General features: G+C 69.9%; 15 protein-coding genes. 14 read left to right on the forward strand and 1 reads right to left on the reverse strand.

The window, feature by feature from the left end:
- Positions 1–18 precede the first annotated feature (18 nt).
- On the forward strand, positions 19–2,241 hold the full coding sequence (locus ACT53U_RS10105; protein ID WP_476154676.1) for a heavy metal translocating P-type ATPase: 2,223 nt from the start codon (positions 19–21) through the stop codon (positions 2,239–2,241).
- A 20-nt stretch (positions 2,242–2,261) separates the two neighbouring features.
- The gene (ccoS, locus tag ACT53U_RS10110) at positions 2,262–2,441 is read left to right on the forward strand and encodes a cbb3-type cytochrome oxidase assembly protein CcoS (RefSeq protein WP_476154678.1); all 180 of its coding nucleotides are present in this window, start codon (positions 2,262–2,264) and stop codon (positions 2,439–2,441) included.
- A 132-nt stretch (positions 2,442–2,573) separates the two neighbouring features.
- On the opposite strand, the gene hemA is transcribed toward ccoS, so the two are convergent.
- On the reverse strand, positions 2,574–3,860 hold the full coding sequence (gene hemA, locus ACT53U_RS10115) for a 5-aminolevulinate synthase (protein ID WP_476154680.1): 1,287 nt from the start codon (positions 3,858–3,860) through the stop codon (positions 2,574–2,576).
- A 318-nt stretch (positions 3,861–4,178) separates the two neighbouring features.
- On the opposite strand from hemA, the gene ACT53U_RS10120 reads away from it, so the two are divergent.
- The 12 genes from ACT53U_RS10120 (at position 4,179) to ACT53U_RS10175 (ending at position 18,708) form a co-directional block, all read left to right on the forward strand.
- Positions 4,179–4,676 carry a response regulator gene (locus ACT53U_RS10120; RefSeq protein WP_476154682.1) on the forward strand — a complete coding sequence of 166 codons (498 nt, stop codon included), beginning with the start codon at positions 4,179–4,181 and terminating at the stop codon, positions 4,674–4,676.
- Positions 4,677–4,756: 80 nt separating this feature from the next.
- Positions 4,757–6,133: a murein biosynthesis integral membrane protein MurJ gene (gene murJ / locus ACT53U_RS10125; protein ID WP_476154684.1), complete on the forward strand. Its 1,377-nt coding sequence runs from the start codon at positions 4,757–4,759 to the stop codon at positions 6,131–6,133.
- A gap of 100 nt (positions 6,134–6,233) precedes the next feature.
- On the forward strand, positions 6,234–7,163 hold the full coding sequence (locus ACT53U_RS10130; RefSeq protein ID WP_476154686.1) for a LysR family transcriptional regulator: 930 nt from the start codon (positions 6,234–6,236) through the stop codon (positions 7,161–7,163).
- A gap of 171 nt (positions 7,164–7,334) precedes the next feature.
- Complete coding sequence (gene uraH, locus ACT53U_RS10135) at positions 7,335–7,691, forward strand: hydroxyisourate hydrolase (RefSeq protein WP_476154688.1); 357 nt, start codon at positions 7,335–7,337, stop codon at positions 7,689–7,691.
- 5 nt (positions 7,692–7,696) lie between these two features.
- Complete coding sequence (gene xdhA / locus ACT53U_RS10140; protein ID WP_476154690.1) at positions 7,697–9,181, forward strand: xanthine dehydrogenase small subunit; 1,485 nt, start codon at positions 7,697–7,699, stop codon at positions 9,179–9,181.
- Positions 9,174–11,513 carry a xanthine dehydrogenase molybdopterin binding subunit gene (xdhB, locus tag ACT53U_RS10145; protein WP_476154692.1) on the forward strand — a complete coding sequence of 780 codons (2,340 nt, stop codon included), beginning with the start codon at positions 9,174–9,176 and terminating at the stop codon, positions 11,511–11,513. The genes xdhA and xdhB overlap by 8 nt, the downstream gene beginning before the upstream one ends.
- Positions 11,510–12,502, forward strand: coding sequence for a xanthine dehydrogenase accessory protein XdhC (xdhC, locus tag ACT53U_RS10150; RefSeq protein WP_476154694.1), 993 nt, complete (start codon positions 11,510–11,512; stop codon positions 12,500–12,502). The genes xdhB and xdhC overlap by 4 nt, the downstream gene beginning before the upstream one ends.
- Positions 12,499–14,112: an ABC transporter ATP-binding protein gene (locus ACT53U_RS10155; protein ID WP_476154696.1), complete on the forward strand. Its 1,614-nt coding sequence runs from the start codon at positions 12,499–12,501 to the stop codon at positions 14,110–14,112. Before xdhC ends, ACT53U_RS10155 begins: the two co-directional genes overlap by 4 nt.
- Positions 14,102–15,181: an ABC transporter permease gene (locus ACT53U_RS10160; protein ID WP_476154698.1), complete on the forward strand. Its 1,080-nt coding sequence runs from the start codon at positions 14,102–14,104 to the stop codon at positions 15,179–15,181. Before ACT53U_RS10155 ends, ACT53U_RS10160 begins: the two co-directional genes overlap by 11 nt.
- Positions 15,178–16,104 (forward strand): ABC transporter permease, encoded by a 927-nt coding sequence (locus ACT53U_RS10165; RefSeq protein ID WP_476154700.1) that lies wholly within the window; start codon positions 15,178–15,180, stop codon positions 16,102–16,104. Before ACT53U_RS10160 ends, ACT53U_RS10165 begins: the two co-directional genes overlap by 4 nt.
- 118 nt (positions 16,105–16,222) lie before the next feature.
- Positions 16,223–17,275 (forward strand): BMP family ABC transporter substrate-binding protein, encoded by a 1,053-nt coding sequence (locus ACT53U_RS10170; RefSeq protein ID WP_476155055.1) that lies wholly within the window; start codon positions 16,223–16,225, stop codon positions 17,273–17,275.
- A gap of 254 nt (positions 17,276–17,529) precedes the next feature.
- A complete protein-coding gene (locus ACT53U_RS10175; protein ID WP_476154702.1) occupies positions 17,530–18,708 on the forward strand; it encodes a urate hydroxylase PuuD in 1,179 nt (392 codons plus the stop codon).
- The last annotated feature ends 2 nt before the right edge of the window (positions 18,709–18,710 follow it).

The raw sequence follows: 18,710 nt of genomic DNA on the forward strand, positions 1-18,710 counted from the left end.
CACCGGAGCCGAGGGCCCATGAACGCCACCGCGACGCCGCTCGACGCCCCGCGCGAGAACGACTGGTCCGCCTTCGCCACGGAGGCGCCGGACGGCCGTCTGCACTTGGATCTGGCGGTGGAGGGCATCACCTGCGCCGCCTGCATGTCGACCATCGAACGGGGTCTCAAGGGGCTCGACGGCGTCGATCTGGCCCGCGTCAACCTGACGTCGCGCCGCCTCGCCGTCGACTGGAATCCCGCCAAGGTCGAGCCGAGCGCCATCGTCCGCCGGCTGGAGCGGCTGGGCTATCGCGCCCATCCCTTCGATCCCGGCCGCCGCAGCGCCGAGGAGAACGCCGAGGCGAAGGAACTCCTGCGCTGCATGGGCGTCGCCGGTTTCGGCACGATGAACATCATGCTGCTGTCGGTCTCGGTGTGGGCCGGCAACGTCACCGACATCGACGATCTGACGCGCGATCTCTTCCATTGGGTCTCCGCCCTGATCGCCATTCCGGTCGTCGCCTATTCGGCCCGGCCGTTCTTCCGCTCCGCCTGGCGGGCGCTCAGGGTGCTGCGCACCAACATGGACGTGCCGATCTCGATCGGCGTCGTGCTGACCCTCGCCCTGTCGATCTTCGAGACGTTGCGCTCGGCGCATCACGCCTTCTTCGATTCGGTGACGATGCTGCTGTTCTTCCTGTTGGTCGGCCGCTATCTCGACCAGAACATGCGCCGCCGCACCCGTTCGGTCGCCGAGAACGTCGCCGCGCTCCGGGTCGAGGCGGCCTCGCTGGTGCTCCCCGACGGCAGCGTCCGCGACGTGCCGCTCTCCAAGGTCGAGCCCGGCGCGCTGGTGCTGGTGAGGGCGGGCGAGCGGGTGTCGGTCGACGGCGTCGTCGAACGCGGAGCCTCCGACATCGACCAGAGCCTGATCACCGGCGAGACCGATCTCGTCGGCGTCGGCGTCGGCGACCGCGTCTATGCCGGCACCCTGTCGAGTTCCGGTTCGCTCGAGATCCGCGTCACGGCGGCGGTGGCCGGCACCCTGCTCGACGAGGTCAATCGCCTGCTCGAGGCGGCGGCCCAGGCCAAGTCGCGCTACATGCGCCTCGCCGACCGTGCCGCCTCGCTCTATGCGCCGGTCGTCCATACCTCGGCCGCGCTGACCTTCCTCGGCTGGTGGCTGATCGGCGGGCGCGGCATCGCCGATTCCGGCATCATCGCCGTGTCGGTGCTGATCATCACCTGCCCCTGCGCCCTGGCGCTCGCCATTCCGGCGGTGCAGGTCGTGACCTCCGGCATCCTCTTCCGCGCCGGCGTGCTGGTCCATGCCGGCGACGCCATCGAGCGCCTCGCCGTGGTCGACACCGTGGTCTTCGACAAGACCGGCACGCTGACCCTGCCGGAGGCGCGCCTCCTCAACGCCGAGGAGTTCTCGGTCGAGCGCCTCATGATGGCCGGCCGCATGGCGCGCGCCAGCCGCCACCCGCTCGGCGTCGCACTCGCCGAGGCGACGCGCGCCGTCGCGGCCCCCGTCGACGTGCGCGAGATCCCCGGCCGCGGCATCGAGACGACGACGGACGGGTCGATCGAACGCCTCGGCAGTCCCGAGTTCTGCGATGCCGATCCGGCCATGGTCGCGGCGCTGCACGAGGCCTATCCCGGCGCCTCGCTCGTCGCCCATCGCGACGCGAGCGGCGACGTCGTCGTCTGCGCCCTGCGCCAGGGGCTGCGTGAAGACGCCGCCGAGGTCATGCGCCGCCTCGCCGCCGACGGCGTCGCGGTGGAGATCCTGTCGGGCGACCGCGAGGCCGCCGTCGCCGCGGTGGCGGCCGAATGCGGCGTCGCCTCGTGGCGGTCGGGCGTCAAGCCGGCCGACAAGATCGCCCGCATCGAGGAACTGAAGGCCGCCGGCCACAACGTGCTGATGGTCGGCGACGGTCTCAACGACGCCCCGGCGCTCGCCGCCGCCAACGTGTCGTTGTCGCCGGTCACCGCCGTCCACCTGTCGCAGGCCGCCGCCGATGCCGTCTTCCTCGGCGACCGCCTCGCGCCCGTGGCGGTGGCGATCGAGGTGTCGCGCTCGGCCAAGCGGGCGATGGTGCAGAACCTGTGGCTGTCGGTGATCTACAACTTCGTCGCCGTGCCGGTGGCGGTGGCGGGCTTCGTGACGCCGCTGATCGCGGCGCTGGCCATGTCCGGCTCGTCGGTGCTGGTGACGCTCAACGCGCTGCGCCTGCGCCTCTTCGCCGAACCCTGATCCGAGAGTAGGAACCGACGATGGACGTCCTGATCTTCCTCATTCCGATCGCCATCGGCCTCGGCCTGCTCGGCCTCTTCGCCTTCATGTGGACGCTGAAGTCGGGTCAATACGAGGACCTCGAAGGCGCCGCCTGGCGCATTCTCGACGACGACGACCTGCCCGAGGGCAAGGGCGGACCGGGCGGCGACAAGGCCTGATCCGAACGAACGCGCCTCGATCGGCGTTTCGGCGCGGCGCGAGACGTGCCGTCCCTTGTCCGAGACCCCCGAACGAAGAGAGCCCCGACGTCGCCGTCGGGGCTCTCTTCATGTCTACGGCGTCGATCGCTCTCAGCCGCCGGAGCGCGGGACCGCGACGCGGGCGACCGGCTTCTCCTGCAGGCGGGCGATCTCCGAGAGATCGACCGGACCGGAGAGCGGCAGGCCGATGCGGCCCCACACGTCGGTGAGCGCGACGCGCAGCTTCTCGACCAGATCGTCGTCGTGGAACGGCGTCGGCGTGATGCGCAGCCGCTCGGTGCCGCGCGGCACGGTCGGGTAGTTGATCGGCTGGATGTAGATGCCGTACTCCTCGAGCAGCAGGTCCGAGGCCCGCTTGCACAGGTCGGCGTCGCCCACCCAGATCGGCACGATGTGGGTCTCCGACGGCATCACCGGCAGACCGGCGCCGCCGAGCACGTCCTTGGCGCGCTGCGCTTGACGCTGCTGCATGTCGCGCTCCGCCGAGGAGCGCTTGAGATGGCGGATCGAGGCGGCGGCGGCCGCGGCGATCGCCGGGGGCAGGGCGGTCGTGAAGATGAAGCCCGGCGCATAGGAACGCACCGCGTCGCAGATCGCCCTGGTACCGGTGATGTAGCCGCCGAGCGTGCCGAAGGCCTTGGCGAGCGTGCCCTCGATCACGTCGATGCGGTGCATCTGGCCTTCGCGATCGGCGATACCGCCGCCACGCGGGCCGTACATGCCGACGGCGTGCACTTCGTCGATGTAGGTCAGCGCGCCGTACTTCTCGGCGAGATCGCAGATCGCGGCGATCGGCGAGACATCGCCGTCCATCGAATAGACGCTCTCGAAGACGATCAGCTTGGCGCGGCCGGGCTCGGCGGCGGCGAGCAGCTCCTCGAGATGTTCGACGTCGTTGTGACGCCACAGCTTCTTCTCGCAGCCCGAGCGACGGATGCCCTCGATCATCGAGGCATGGTTCAGCTCGTCGGAGAGGATCAGGCAGTCGGGCAGGAGGCGCGCGATGGTCGAGATCGCCGCCTCGTTCGACACGAAGCCGGAGGTGAAGACGAGCCCCGCCTCCTTGCCGTGCAGGTCGGCGAGTTCGGCCTCGAGCTCGACGAGGGGATGGTTGTTGCCCGAGATGTTGCGGGTACCGCCGGCGCCGGTGCCCATGCCGAGCGCGGTGTCGACCATGGCGCCGAGCACCGACTGGTGCTGGCCCATGCCGAGATAGTCGTTGGAGCACCAGATCACGACCTCACGGGTCTGATCGCCCTTGCGCCAGATCGCATGCGGGAAGCGACCGACGATGCGTTCGAGGTCGGCAAAGACCCGGTAGCGCTTCTCGGCCTTCAGCTGGTCGATCGCGCCCTCGAAAAGCGACTGATAGTTCATGTCCGTCCTCGAACTGTGACTCGTTCACCGAGGCGTCCCGCATCCGACCGTCGCCGGCCCCAAGGGCTCGGCGGCGTCCCCTCCGCGACACGGGGCGCGCGATTTTTTCACCGACGATCGGTCGAGACGGACGGCGACCGTCGCGAGCTCTCGTCCACCGCATATAGACTTACAGGAATTCGAAGCACTTTGACCACGATCAACCGCGTGACATTTGACCCTGAGGGGATTTACGGAGCGTGGTCCGTCGTCGCAGTGGGGGGCGAGAAACCGCTCGTTCACCTTTCTGGGAGATTCTGAGGCTCCAAGGAGAGCCTCGTGAACCTCGACCTTTCGTCGTTGACCTTCCTCGTCGTCGAGGACAGCGCCTACATGCGGACCATCCTGCGCACCATGCTGCAGGGGTTCGGCGCGCGTCGTATCGTCGAGGCGGAAGACGGTGCTTCCGGCCTCGAGGCGATGGATCGCGCCAATCCGGACATCCTGATCCTCGACTGGGTGATGCCGATCCTCGACGGCGCCGACATGGTGCGGATGATCCGCAACCCGCAGAACCCCTTCGCCTACGTGCCGGTGATCATGGTCACCGCCCACACCGAGCGCTCGCGCATCCTGGAGGCGCGCAAGCTCGGCATTCACGAATTGTTGTGCAAGCCCATCTCCGCCAAGGCGCTCTATCAGCGCATCGCCTCGGTGATCCTGCATCCGCGCGAATTCGTGAAGACGCCGACCTATTTCGGTCCGGCGCCGCGCGCCGTGCGCAATCGCCAGAAGATCTGGCAGACCCGCCCCGGCGCGCCCAACGAAGCGGCGTGAGCGGCCGCGCGGCGGTCGAGCTTGTCGTGGCCGCGGTTCCCGCATAAGGCAGTGCCGTCGCCGATCCCACCGAGGAAGAGATGCCGCGCTTCGCCCTGTCCGGCCCCGCCGGAAAGTTCCTCGCCCGCGTGGGCACCGTCTCCGGCTTCACCATGGCCTCGCGCCTCACCGGCTTCGTCCGCGACGTGGTGCTCGCCTGGTTGATCGGCGCCGGCCCGATCGCCGACGCCTTCTTCATCGCGCTGCGCATCCCCAACCATTTCCGCGCCCTCTTCGCCGAGGGCGCCTTCAACGCCGCCTTCGTGCCGACCTATGCCGGCTGCCTCGAACGCGACGGCGCCGAGCGGGCGCTGGTCTTCGCCGCCCGGGTGCTCGGGGCGCTGCTCGTCGTGCAACTGGTGCTGCTCGCCGCCGCCGAGATCTGGACCGAGCCGCTGCTGCGCCTGCTCACCCCCGGCTTCGCCGGCGCGAGCGCGCTCGGCGAACTCACCCTGCGGCTCACCCGCATCACCTTTCCCTATCTCGCCTGCGTCACGCTGGTGACGGTCTACGGCGCCGTCCTCAACGCTCATCACCGCTATGCGGCGGCGGCGGGCGCGCCGATCCTCTTCAACATCGCGATCGTCGTCGGCGTGCTCGGCCTCGCCCCCTTCACCGCCACCTGGCCGAACGGCCCGGTCCACGGTGCGGCGATCGGCGTCGCGGTCGCCGGCTTCGCCGAACTGGCGCTGCTCCTCTGGGCGATGCGGCCCGCCGGTCTCTCGCTCGCACCGGCGCGGCCGGTGCTCGATGCCGAGGTCGTCACCTTCCTCAAGCGACTGGGTCCGGCGACGATCGGTTCGGGCGCGGCGCAGATCGCCATGTTCGTCGACACGATCCTCGCCGCCGCCCTGCCGCTCGGTGCGGTCTCGGCGATGTACTATGCCGATCGCCTCTACCAGTTGCCGATCGGCGTCATCGCCATCGCCATCGGCACGGTGCTGCTGCCCGAGCTGTCGCGGCGCCTCGCCGCCGACGACGAGCCGGGCGCCCGGCGTGCCCAGAAGCGAGCGATCTTCTGGTCGACGGTGCTGACGGCGCCCTTCGTCGTCGCCTTCGTCGCCTTTCCCGAGATCCTGGTGAAACTGGTCTTCGCCCGCGGCGCCTTCGACGAGGCGGCGGCGCTGCGCTCGGCGGCGACGCTGCGCGCCTACGGCGTCGGCCTTCTGGCGATCGTGCTGTTGCGCTCGGTGGTGCCGGGCTTCCATGCCCGCGGCGACACCCGCACGCCGATGTGGATCGCCTTCCTCGGCATCGGCGTCAACGTGGCGCTGAAGTTCGTGCTCTCCGACCGGTTCGACGTCGCCGGTCTCGCCTTCGCCACCTCGGTCGGTGCCTGGGTGAACCTTCTCGCCCTCGTCGTCGTCGACCGTCGCCGCGCCCTCGCGCCGCCCGCCCCTCCCGCCGATCCGCGGTGATCGCAGGACCGGTGCGCCTTAGGTCCCATTGCCGTCGACCCCGCGGGGGGTGACAGTCGTCCCCGTCGCTCCGGGGAGGCGACGCGACGGGGGACAGGGCTTGCGCAACGAAACGGCGATTCTCTCGACCGCCTTCCGTTACTTCATGGCGGTCGCCGACGCCGGCTCGATCCGGGCGGCCGCGCGCGAACTCAACATCGTCTCCTCCGCCGTCAACCGGCAGATCCTCCTGCTCGAGGAGGGCATGGGCATCCGCCTGTTCGACCGCGTCGGTCGCGGTCTGCGCCTGTCTGAGGCGGGGCAGATCCTGGTTCGGCAGGTGCGCGAGACGCTCGATCGCTACGACGACGTCGTCACCGAGCTCGACACGCTGCGCGGCCTGCGCCGCGGCCGCATCCGCATCGTCACGGTCGAGAGCATCTCGATCGAACGCCTGCCGGACCTGCTCGCCGAATTCTGGCGGCGGCACTCCGGCATCGAGGTGGTCCTCACCGTCGCCGGCGCCCACACCGTGACGCGGCTGGTCGACGAAGGGCAGGCCGACGTCGGCTTCGCCTTCTCCACCCACGACCTCGACGGTTTCCGCCTGCTCCACGAGGAGCCCCACCCGATCGGCGCGCTGATGGCCGCGGACCATCGCCTCGCCGGCCGCGAGACGCTGCGTTTCGACGATCTGGTCGAGGAGAACCTCGTCCTGCCGGCCCGCGGCCTGTCGCTGCGGGCGGCGCTGGAACCGCTGATCGCACCGCGCCGGCGGATGCTCAAGGTGCGCGCCGAACTCAACTCGCTGCGGCTGATGTCGGCGCTCGTCCGCCGTTCCGATTCGGTCGCCTTCCTGACCCGCGTCGGCATCGAAGGCGAGTTGCGGTCGGGTGAACTGGTCTGGATCCCCCTCGCCGACGGCGATCTGGCGCTCGATCGACTGATGGTCGTGGCACGGGCGGGTGCCGTTCCGAGCCTCGCGGTCGCCGCCTTCGTCGATCTGGTCGAGGAGGCCTGGGGTTCGGACGGCCCGAAAACCGGGCAATAGCGCCGGAAACCTGCACAACGCGCGGTCGCGGTTTCGAATTGATGCCCAAATGCGAACGGAGTGCTCGAAATTCTGCGCTGTTTCCTATAACGCGGTTCGCGCATTGTCACACAAACGACAACCGCAACGATCGTCGCCGGCGCCGGGCGGGGCGCCGTACGGAGAGGACCGATGGGCCGATTGACGACGCATGTTCTCGACACTTCGACGGGCCTTCCGGCCGCCGATCTGTCGATCGCCCTGTGGTGGCTCGAACCCGACGGCAGCCGTGAGCTCCTGCGCGAGGTTCGCACCAACGCCGACGGGCGGGTCGACGGCGGGCTCCTCGAGGGCGAGGCCTTCCGTGTCGGCATCTACGAGATCATTTTTCACGTCGGTGCCTATTTCTGGGGGCTTGGCCTGGACCTCACCGATCCGGCATTCTTGGACGAGATCCCGCTTCGCTTCGGGGTCGGCGACGCGAGCGGCCACATCCACGTGCCGCTGCTCGTCTCGCCCTTCGGATATTCGACCTATCGAGGGAGTTGATCGGCATGCGCGGGACGGTGAAGTATCTCTCCCGCGGACGGGTGGTCGAAGTCGCCGACGTCGCCCCCACCGACATGCTGCTCGATCATCTCCGCCTCACCCGCGGTCTGACCGGCACCAAGGAAGGCTGCGGCGAGGGTGACTGCGGTGCCTGCACCGTGGCGATCGGCCGTCTCGAAGGCGGCCGTCTGGTCTACGAGCCGATCTGTGCCTGCATCCGCCCGACCGCGAGCGTCGACGGCTGCGAGATCGTCACCGTCGAAGACCTCGCCGCCGACGGCCGCCTGCACCCGATCCAGGAGGCGCTGGTGCGCCACCACGGTTCGCAGTGCGGCTTCTGCACCCCCGGCATCGTCATGAGCCTCTTCACCCTGTGGGCGTCCGAGGGCGAGGTCGACCGCGCCGCGGTGCTCGACCGGCTCGCCGGCAACCTCTGCCGCTGCACCGGCTATCGCCCGATCGTCGACGCCGCGCTCGAGGCCTGCGACGCCCGCGCGGATGCCCGCCCGCCGATCGCCTTCGTCGACCGCATGGCCTCGACCGCCGAGGCGCTCGCCGCCCTCGACGACGGCACCGACCTCTTCCTCGGCGACGAGACCCGCTTCTTCGCCGCGCCGCGTCGGCTCGACACCGCGCTGACGTTGGCCGAGGCCTTCCCCGACGCGACGTTCCTCGCCGGCGCGACCGACGTCGGCCTCTGGGTGACCAAGGCCGGCCGCGATCTGCCGCGCATCATCCATCTCTCCCGCATCGAGGGGCTCGACGCCGTCGTCGAGGAGGCGGGGTCGGTGACGCTCGGCGCCGCCGTTTCGCTGGAGCGTGCCGGCAAGGTGCTCGGCCGCATCGATCCGGACGTAGCCGCGGTCTTTTCTCGCATCGCCGGGGCCCAGGTGCGGGCCTCGGGCACGATCGGCGGCAACATCGCCAACGGCTCGCCGATCGGCGACACGCCGCCGATGCTGATCGCGCTCGGCGCCACCATCACGCTCGCCAGGGGCGACGCCACCCGGACGATCGAGCTCGAGGACTTCTTCATCGACTACGGCCGCCAGGACCGCGCGGCCGGCGAGATCCTGACCAGCATCCACGTGCCGCGCCTCGGGGCCGGTCAGCATTTCCGCGCCTTCAAGATCTCCAAGCGCCACGATCAGGACATCTCGGCGCTGCTCGCGGCACTCCGTCTGACCGTCGCCGGCGGGCAGGTCGTGGAGGCGCGCATCGCCTTCGGCGGCATGGCGGGAACGCCGCGCCGGGCGAGCGGCGCCGAGGCGGCGCTGGTCGGCGCCTCGCTCGCCGAGGCCGCGAGCTGGCGCCCCGCCCTCGACGCGCTGCGCGAGGACTTCACCCCGCTCTCCGACATGCGGGCGAGCGCCGACTATCGCACCGAGACGGCGGTGGCACTGCTCGGCAAGGCGCTGGCCGAGATCGCCGGCACGGCGACCACCAAGACCCGCGTCTTCGCCCGTCGCGAGGAGGCCGCCCATGGTTGACGCTACGCCCCGCCCGACCGCCGCCGTCGGCCGCGCCCTGCCGCACGAAGCCGCCGTCCGCCACGTCACCGGAACCGCGCCCTACATCGACGATCTGCCCGAGCCCAAGGGCACGCTGCACATCGCTCCCGGCTGGTGCCGCGAGGCGGCCAAGGGGCGGTTGGTCGGCGTCGATCTCGCCGCCGTCGCCGCCTACCCCGGCGTGGTGACGGTCCTGACCGCCGCCGACGTGCCGGCGGTCAACGACTGCTCGCCCTCGATCGGCGGCGATCCGGTCTTCGCCACCGGCGAGATCAAGTTCCACGGTCAGGTCGTCTTTGCCGTCGTCGCCGAGACCCGCGCCGCGGCGCGCGCCGCCGCCCGGCTCGTCCGTTTCACCGTCGAGACCGAGAAGCCCGCCGTCACCGTCGCCGATGCGCTATCCCGCGACACCGACGTGCTGCCCGCCTACGCCTTCCACAAGGGCGACCCGGACGCTCTGCTCGACGAGGCGCCGCACGCGGTCTCCGACAGTTTCTTCGTCGGTGGCCAGGAGCATTTCTACCTCGAGACACAGACGGCCATGGCCGAACCGCTCGAGGGCGGCGAGATCCTGATCCACGCCTCGACCCAGCATCCGACCGAGATCGCCCATGTCGCCGCCCGCGTGCTGGGCCTGCCGGAAGCGATGATCGAATGCCGCTGCCGCCGCATGGGCGGCGGTTTCGGCGGCAAGGAATCTCAGGCGACGCAATGGGCGGTGATCGCCGCGCTGGCCGCCCGCGTCACCGGCCGTACCGCCAAGCTCCGGCTCGACCGCGACGACGACATGATCATGACCGGCAAGCGCCACGACATGCGCGTCGACTGGCGGGCCGGCTTCGACGCCGGCGGCCGGGTGCTGGCGGTCGACGTCGACTTCATGGCCCGCTGCGGCCATTCCGCCGACCTGTCGCAGGGCGTCGTCGACCGCACGATGTTCCATGCCGACAACGCCTACGACTACCCGGCCGCGGCGATCCGCTCGCGACGGCTGCTGACCGACACGGTCTCCAACACCGCTTTCCGCGGCTTCGGCGGGCCGAAGGGCGTCGCCTTCGCCGAGCGGATGATGGATGCCGTCGCCTTCCGCCTCGGCATCGACCCGCTCGACGTCCGGCTCGCCAATCTCTACCCCGACGCGGCGTCCCCCGCTCATGGCGTGACGCCCTATGGCCAGGAGGTCGACGGCGGCATCCTCCAGTCGCTGGTCGGCGAGCTGGAACGCACCTCGGACTATCGCGCCCGCGTCGCCGAGATCGCCGCCTTCAACATGGGAAGCCCGTTCCTGCGCCGCGGCATCGCCCTGACGCCGGTCAAGTTCGGCATCTCCTTCACGCTGACCCACCTCAATCAGGCCGGCGCGCTGGTCCACGTCTATGCCGACGGCTCGGTGGCGGTGAACCACGGCGGCACCGAGATGGGGCAGGGGCTCCACACCAAGATCCTGCAGGTGGTGGCGACCACCTTCGGCCTGCCGCTCGGCCGCGTCCGCATCGCCGCGACCTCGACCGCCAAGGTGCCGAACACCGCGCCGACCGCGGCCTCGTCCGGCTCCGACCTCAACGGCATGGCGGCGCGCGCCGCCGCCGAGACGATCCGCGATCGACTGCTGCCGGTCGCCGCCGTCCTCCTCGGTGCCGTGCCCGAGGCGGTGCGCTTCGAGGGCGGTCGGGTGCACGCCGGCGGCGAGGCGTCGAAGAGCTTCGCCGAGATCGCCAAGGCTGCCCATCTCGCCCGCGTCCAGCTCTCGGCGACCGGCTTCTACGCCACGCCGAACCTCGTCTGGGACCGCGCCGCGGCCCACGGACGGCCGTTCTTCTACTTCGCGCAGGGGGCCGCCTGTTCGGAGGTGGTGGTCGACACGCTGACCGGCGAGACCCGCGTCGCCCGCGTCGACATCCTCCACGACGTCGGCCGTTCGCTCAATCCGGCGCTCGACATCGGCCAGATCGAGGGCGCCTTCGTGCAGGGCATGGGCTGGGTCACGGCGGAAGAGCTGGTGCACGACGCCCAGGGCCGCCTGCGCACCCACGCGCCCTCGACCTACAAGATCCCGACCGCCTTCGACGTGCCGGCCGACTTCCGCGTCCGCCTGTGGGAGAGCGCCGGCGACACCGACACCATCCACCGCTCCAAGGCGGTCGGCGAACCGCCCTTCATGCTGGCGCTGTCGGTCCATTCGGCGATCCTCAGGGCGCTCGAGAGCCTCGCGCCCGGCCGCCTGCCGCCGCTCGACCTGCCGGCGACGCCGGAAGCCGTCGCCCGTGCCGCCCGTGCTCTGCGCCATCCGGCGAACGGGGGGCAGGCGTGATCGATCACTGGGCCCGCATCCTCGAAGCGTTGGAGATCGAGGGCCGGGTCGCTCGGGTCTTCGTCGCAGGCGTCCGCGGCTCCGCCCCGCGCGAGGTCGGTGCCGCGATGGTGGTGCGCCGTGATCTCGGCTTCCGCGGTTCGATCGGCGGCGGCGCGCTCGAATGGCACGGACTGAAGCTCGCCGACGCCGCGCTCTGCGACGACCGAGCCGGCTTCTCGACCCGCGACGTCGCCCTCGGCCCGGAACTCGGCCAGTGCTGCGGCGGCCGCGTCACCCTCGGCATCGAGGCCTTCGATCGCGACGATCTCCCCGCCGTCCGCGCCCTCGCCGAGGCGGAACGGCGCGGTGCCTTCACGACCGAGGCGCAGACCGGCGAGGGGCGCCTCGCCCGGTCGATCGTTCCGGACGGGGCGGGCCGGCTCGGCCTCGCCCGCGACGGTCGCCTCGTCGAGCGATTCGGCGACGATCGCCGGCCGCTCCTCCTCTTCGGCGCCGGTCACGTCGGTCGCGCGCTGGTTCTGGCGCTGGCCCCGCTGCCCTTCCGCGTCGACTGGATCGACACCCGCGCCGACGCCTTCCCCGCCGCGACGCCGGCCAACACCACCTGTCGCCGCCTCGCCGATCCGACCGCCGCGGTCGTCGCCGCGCCGGCCGGGGCCTTCGTTCTCGCCATGACGCACGACCACGCGCAGGACCTGGCGATCGCCGCCGCGACGCTCGATCGGCCCGACCTGCCCTGGCTCGGGGTCATCGGGTCGGCGACCAAGCGTGCTCGATTCTTGGGCAAACTTCGCGAAATGGGACGCGCGGACGACACGATCCGTCGTATGGTCATGCCGGTCGGGGCCGGGGGGCCCAAGTCCAGGCATCCCGCGGCGATCGCGGCCTCGGTCGCGGTGGAACTGCTGGTCGCCGACGAGCAAGTACGGAACGGCGCGGGTCTTGCATCCACCGTGTCGTCCTGGTCGAGTGGAGTGGGGGCATGAACGACAGCGCCGCGGCGGCGAATGGTGCGACGGCGGCAGGCGGCGAGTATCTCGTCGAAGCCTGCGGCATCGTCAAACGGTTCGGAACCTTCACCGCCAACGATCACGTCGACCTCGCGATCCGTCCCGGCGAGATCCATGCGCTGCTCGGCGAGAACGGCGCCGGCAAGTCGACCCTGGTCAAGATGATCTACGGCTCGCTGCAGCCGACCGAGGGCCACTTCCGCTGGAAGGGCGAACCGATCGTCGTCACCGACCCCGCCGCCGCCCGCCATCTCGGCATCGGCATGGTGTTCCAGCACTTCTCGCTGTTCGAGGCGCTGACGGTCGCCGAGAACATCGCCCTGGCGCTGCCCGGCCGATTCGATCTCGACGCCCTGTCGAAGCGCATCCGCGATCTCTCCCGCGACTACGGCCTGCCGCTCGAGCCGCGCGCCACCGTCGTCGATCTCTCGGTCGGCGAGCGCCAGCGCATCGAGATCGTCCGCTGCCTGATCCAGGAGCCCAAGCTCCTGATCATGGACGAGCCGACCGCCGTCCTGACGCCGCAGGAGGCCGACCAGCTCTTCCTGACGCTGGAGCGGCTGGCGTCCGAAGGCTGCGCCGTCCTCTACATCTCGCATCGCCTCGAGGAGGTGAAGCGCCTCTGCCACGCCGCCACCATCCTGCGCCACGGCAAGGTCGTCGACCGCGTCGACCCGCGCAAGGAGACGGCGGCGAGCCTCGCCCGCCTGATGGTCGGCGCCGACGTCCACGCCATCCGGCCTAAGAAGGCGCGCTCCGGCGGCGCCACCCGGCTCTATCTCGACGCCCTCGATCAGGCCGCCGACGGTCCCTTCGCGGTGGCGCTGGAAGCCGTGTCGCTGGAGGTCCGCGCCGGCGAGATCCTCGCCATCGCCGGTGTCGCCGGCAACGGCCAGTCCGAGCTCTTCGACGCCGTCTCCGGCGAGCGGCGCAACGCCCGCCCCGGCGCGGTGGTGGTCGACGGCACCATCGCCGGCCAGCTCGGCATCGCCGCCCGCCGCGCTCTCGGCGCCGCTTTCGTGCCCGAAGAACGTCTCGGCCACGGAGCCGTGCCGGCCTTCTCGCTCTCCGAGAACGTCATCCTCACCCGCGACACGGTCTTCCCCGACGCGCTGCGCCGCTTCGCCGGCTTCGTCGACTTCGACAACGCCGGCTCGACCGCCTCGCGCGTGTCGCAGGCCTACGACGTGCGCAAGGGCCGGCCCGATCCGGAGGCGCGCTCGCTGTCGGGCGGCAACCTGCAGAAGTTCGTCGTCGGCCGCGAGCTCGACCGCAAGCCGACCCTGCTCGTCGTCAATCAGCCGACCTGGGGCGTCGACGCCGGTGCGGCGGCGCTGATCCGTCAGGCGTTGGTCGATCTCGCCGCCGACGGTGCCGGTGTGCTGGTGATCAGTCAGGATCTCGACGAGATCTTCGAGATCGCCGACCGCATCGCCGTGATCTCGCGCGGCCACCTGTCGCCGAGCTACGACGCCCATGTCCTCACCCTCGAGAAGATCGGTCTGCTGATGGGCGGGGCACACGGCGGTTCGGACGCCATAGACGAGGCGCGGCAGCTCAGGGAAGGCGACGGCCATGCGTATTGAACTCGAAAAGCGCGCCGAGCGCTCGAAGGTCATGGCCTGGGCCTCGCCGATCGTCGCGATCGTCGCCACCATGATCACCGGCGGTCTGGTCTTCGCGCTGATCGGCAAGCCGCCGTTCAAGGCGCTGTGGATCTTCTTCTTCGAACCCTTCGCCAGCCTCTGGTCGCTGGAGGAACTGGTGGTCAAGGCGACGCCGCTGATCCTGATCGGCGTCGGCCTGTCGGTCGCCTATCGCGCCAACGTCTGGAACATCGGTGCGGAGGGGCAGCTGACCTTCGGCGCCCTGCTCGGCGGCGCGGTTCCGGTGCTGGCGAACGGCTGGAACACCCCGGCGACGCTCCTCGCCATGCTGGTGCTCGGCACCATCGGCGGCATGATCTGGGGCCTGATACCGGCGCTTCTGAAGATCAAGGCCGGGGTCAACGAGATCCTGGTGTCGCTGATGCTGGTCTATGTCGCGCAACTGCTGCTCGACTGGCTGGTGCGCGGCCCCTGGCGCGATCCGCACGGCTTCAACTTCCCCAAGTCCGTCGGCTTCGAGGGCTGGCAGACCATCCCGACCATCGGCGACGGTCGTCTCAATCTCGGCGTGGTTCTGGCGGTCGCCGCCGCGGTGGCCCTCGCCGTACTGATGCGCCGCACGATCAAGGGCTATGAGGTCCGCGTCCTCGGCGAGGCGCCGCGCGCCGGCCGTTTCGCCGGCTTCTCGCACGATCGCATGGTGCTCTTCGCCTTCCTGCTGTCGGGCGGTCTCGCCGGCCTCGCCGGGGTGATCGAGGTCGCTTCCACCGTCGGCCAGCTCCAGCCCAACATCTCACCCGGCTACGGCTTCACCGCCATCATCGTCGCCTTCCTCGGCCGTCTCGATCCGATCGGCGTGATTCTCGCGGCGCTGATGCTGGCGGCGAGCTATCTCGGCGGCGAGGCGGCGCAGGTGGCGCTCGGCATCTCCGACAAGGCGGCACGCGTCTTCCAGGGCATCCTGCTGTTCTGGGTCCTCGCCTGCGACACGCTCATTCTCTACCGGCCCCGCCTCGTGCGTGGCCCGACCGCGGAGGCCGCCCGATGATCGATGCGAGCGCCCTCGAGGCCGTCGTCCTCACCATCGTCACCGCCTCGACGCCGCTGCTGCTCGCGGCGCTGGGCGAACTCGTCACCGAACGCGCCGGCGTGCTCAACCTCGGTGTCGAGGGCATGATGGTGATGGGCGCCGTCGCCGGCTTCGGCGTCGCGCTGACGACCGGTTCGCCCTATCTCGGCATCGTCGCCGCCGCCTTGGCCGGCGCGGCGCTGGCCGTGCCCTTCGGCTTCCTGACGCTGAACCTCGTCACCAATCAGGTGGCGACCGGCCTCGCGCTGACGCTGCTCGGCCTCGGCCTCTCCGGCCTGATCGGCGAGGCCTTCGTCGGCCAGCCGGGCGTCCGCCTCACCAAGATCCACGTACCGGGCCTCTCCGACATTCCCTTCGTCGGCCCGCTGTTCTTCGGCCAGGACGCGCTGGTCTATCTGTCGATCGCGCTGGCCGTCGTCGTCTCCTGGGTGATCTTCCGCACCCGCCTCGGCCTCGTGCTGCGCGCGGTCGGCGACAACCATGCCTCGGCTCATGCGCTCGGCTATTCGGTGATCGGCGTGCGTTGGGGGGCGGTGCTCTTCGGCGGCGCCCTCGCCGGGCTCGGCGGTGGCTATCTGTCGCTCGCCTATACGCCGCAGTGGGTGGAGAACATGACGGCGGGGCGCGGCTGGATCGCGCTGGCGCTGGTGGTGTTCTCGTCCTGGTTCCCGGGAAGGCTGGTGATCGGCGCCTATCTCTTCGGTGCGGTGACCATCCTCGGCTTCTACGCCCAGGGGGCCGGCATCGGCCTGCCGGCGCAGTTCCTGTCGTCGCTGCCCTATCTCGTCACGGTCGCGGCGCTGGTGATCATCTCGCGCCGTCGTCGGCGTGGTGGTGACGCGCCGGCCTGTCTCGGGCGATCCTTCGTACCCGACCGCTGATTCTCGCTTTCGTGACGGGCCCGTTCGCGGTCGAGCCCGTCGCGGCACCTCGCTCGACCGCGCCTCGATTGGAGGAAATCCCATGAACAACTGGTCCGCGCTCACTCGTCGTGACGCGATGAAGGCCGCCCTTCTCGGCTCGGTGGCCGTGGTGGCCGGCAAGGCCGGCGACGCCCGCGCCGCCGACAAGCTGAAGGCCGCCTGGGTCTACGTCGGCCCCGTCGGCGACTTCGGCTACTCCTATCAGCACGACCAGGGCCGCAAGGCGGTCGAGAAGGCGCTCGGCGACAAGGTCGTGACCTCCTACGTCGAGAACGTGCCGGAAGGCCCGGACGCCGAGCGCGCCATCGAGCGCCTCGCCCGCGACGGCAACCAGATCATCTTCACGACGTCGTTCGGCTTCATGGACCCGACCATCAAGGTCGCCAAGAAGTTCCCGAAGATCAAGTTCGTCCACGCCACCGGCTACAAACGCGCCGAGAACGTCTCGACCTTCTCGGCTCGCTTCTACGAAGGCCGCTACGTCATCGGCCAGATCGCCGGCAAGATGACCAAGTCGAACACCATCGGCTACATCGTCTCCTTCCCGATTCCGGAAGTGGTTTCCGGCATCAACGCCTTCATGCTCGGCGCCCAGTCGGTGAACCCGAACGTCAAGGTCAAGATCGTGTGGGTGAACTCCTGGTACGATCCGGGCAAGGAAGCCGACGCCGCCAAGGTGCTGATCGGCCAGGGCGCCGACATCCTGACCCAGCACACCGATTCCACCGCGCCGCTCCAGGTCGCGCAGGAAAAGGGCATCCTCGGCTTCGGTCAGTCCTCCGACATGGCCAAGTTCGCCCCCAAGGCGCAGATCACCGCCATCACCGACGACTGGGACGGCTACTACGTCGACCAGGTCAAGCAGGTGCTCGCCGGGACCTGGAAGTCGACCGACACCTGGGACGGCATGGCCAAGGGCATGGTCGTCCTGCCGCCGATCATGAACGTCCCCGACGACGTCAAGGCGATGGCCGAGAAGACCATGGCCGGCATCAAGGACGGCTCGATCAAGCCCTTCGGCGGCAAGATCACCAAGCAGGACGGCACGGTGGTCGAGAACCTCGACGACGGCGCCATCCTGTCGATGAACTGGTACGTCAAGGGCATCGACGACAAGCTGCCGGGCTGATCCCCGACCGCCGCGTCCCGGGTCGCCGGGGCGCGGCTCTCCTTCGCCGTGTCGCCTGCGGGCGGCACGGCGCTCGGGCGGCCGCTTCCGCCGCCGGCCCGCGCCGCCTCACGAAGAGGCGTGCCTTTCATTCGTGCATTTTCGGCGACCGGAGTCGCACGCCGGTGATTGTATACAATATCGCGCCGCGCTAACGTGTCCGGACCGGCGATGGGGCGTCGCCGATCGGTTCTCGAGCCAACGAGGGACATGCGATGCTCGCCTACGCCGCCGACTGGATGAACATCCTGACGCGCTGGTTCCACCTGATCGTCGGTATCGGCTGGATCGGAACGTCGTTCTTCTTCATCGCTCTCGACGTGTCGTTCCGCAAGGATCCGAAGACACCCTCCGACGTCTACGGCACCGCCTGGCTGGTCCACGGCGGCGGCTTCTACCACGTCGACAAATACGTCGTGGCGCCCGAGCGGCTGCCCGAAGATCTCAAGTGGTACAAGTGGGACGCCTACCTGACCTTCGTCTCGGGCATCGTCCTGATGGCGGTGCAGTATTGGCTGAACGCCCGCGCCTACATGATCGACCCGAAGGTGCTGCCGCTGGAGCCGTGGCAGGCGATCGCCCTGTCGATCGGCATGCTCACCGCCGGCTGGTTCACCTATGACGCGATCTGCCGTTCGGCCCTCGGCCGCACCACGCTGCCGCTCGCCGCGGTGGTCTTCGCCCTGATCGTCGGCGCCGCCTTCGTCTTCACCCACGTCTTTTCCGGCCGCGGTGCCTTCCTCCACGTCGGTGCCTTCGTCGGCACGATCATGGCGGCCAACGTCTTCCGCGTGATCATCCCGAACCAGAGGAAGATGGTCGGCCAGCTGATGGCCGGCGAGACGCCCGACGGTCGCCTCGGCGCGATCGCCAAGCAGCGCTCGGTCCACAACACCTATCTGACGCTGCCGGTGCTGCTGATGATGGTGTCGAACCACTATCCGATCCTGTCGAACCACCCGCAGTCCTGGCTGCTTGCCGCGCTGATCCTGGTGGTCGGCGGTCCGATCCGCCACTTCATCGTCCGTCACGAGGCGGGCGATCCGCTGGCGAAGATCCTGTGGGCGCCGGGCGTCGCCGCCGTCGGCCTCGTCGCGGCGCTGATCCTGACCGCGCCCAAGGCCGCGACCGTCGTCGGCGGCTCCGTGACCGATGCCGAGATCGTCGCGCTGACGACGAAGCACTGCACCATGTGTCATTCGCCGAAGCCCACCCACGAGGCCTTCTCGGAACCGCCGAAGGGTGTCACCCTGCGTTCGGTCGAGGAGATCCTGCGTTTCGCGCCTCTGGTGAAGACGCAGGCCGTCGATACCGACGCCATGCCGCTCGGCAACGAGACCGGCTTCACGCCCGAAGATCGCGCCCGGCTCGGCGCCTGGCTCGCCGCCCACTGAGG

The organism is Pinisolibacter sp. DMC19 (genome assembly GCF_056313985.1).